The following is a 983-nucleotide window of genomic DNA, read 5'->3' as shown; positions in this document are numbered from 1 at the left end:
CGCTTTTCAAGGCGAGGAAGTGTTTCCATCAAGCCTTCTTCCATAGCGAACTCAATTTCATCCCGGTTAGCATTGTTTAATAAACGACTTAAACCCGCACCCATAATTGCTGCAATAGCAGCCTGTGAGTCGTTAGCAAACTTTAGCGCTTTTGGGTAATCGCGCTTTCTAAGAATCGGTAACAGCCCCTTATCAAAGGCATTTCTATTAGAGTTCTTTGCTGCGGTTAAATATATAAAACGCTCAATAGCAATCGCTAAACCGATTACTAAAACGACTGCGATTGGGTACATAAACGCCCCACCTTCCTGAAAAAATCGCAAGATCGTATCTAACATGATTTGTGCCCCTTAATGTTCTAATTAAAGCGTTTTGCAAATACTACGAGTACGTAATGCTCATAGAATCGCTACCGCATCTATTTTTTGTATTCAAAGTAATTGTTCGGCGTTGATGACTAAATAAACATCAACGAAATAAAACAGAGTTTGTCGTCAGCTATAATGCTGATTTTCATTATGTCTTTACCTGCACCTTAATACGTATGAACAGGTTCACGTTCCTTGTTGACGAACGACTATGTGATTGCAAGTGTATAGACAGCAACCCAGGAATTCCGGGACACGCTCATAAATTCCCTACAAATTTACAAGGTTTTACGCTTTCCATTACACTATCGAGGTTTGAAAGACGGAGAATCGACTTCCAAAAACCTTGAAAAATGAATCTGCTGTCGGAACCGGACAGGTTCAATGCTATCTAAAATGCCAGGAATACTTTTTGGCGGAGACGCTTCATCACGCTTCTCTATAGTTGGTAGTTTCCATGGCAGATCAAAACTTACATTTGGCAGTTCAGAGCTGCCAATAATAGAGACTTCCGACAGCGTTTCAACCCTCTTTTCATCTTGATTCGACTTAGAAACCGCAAAAGGAGACATAAGCAACAAAATGACAGATATCAGACAAGAAATTGCTTTAATC

At 40.1% G+C, this 983-nt stretch carries 2 protein-coding genes; both read right to left on the bottom strand.

The features are described 5' to 3' along the window. On the bottom strand, nt 1–338 hold a 338-nt coding region (locus tag A3729_RS01380; protein ID WP_369820057.1), incomplete at its 3' end, for a MotA/TolQ/ExbB proton channel family protein. A 335-nt stretch (nt 339–673) separates the two neighbouring features. Beyond that, on the bottom strand, nt 674–983 hold a 310-nt coding region (locus tag A3729_RS32040; protein ID WP_197475469.1), incomplete at its 5' end, for a hypothetical protein.

Source organism: Oleiphilus sp. HI0043 (assembly GCF_001634935.1).
The sequence above is the reverse complement of the archived record's forward strand: the minus strand, read 5'-3'. Positions and strand labels throughout refer to the sequence as shown.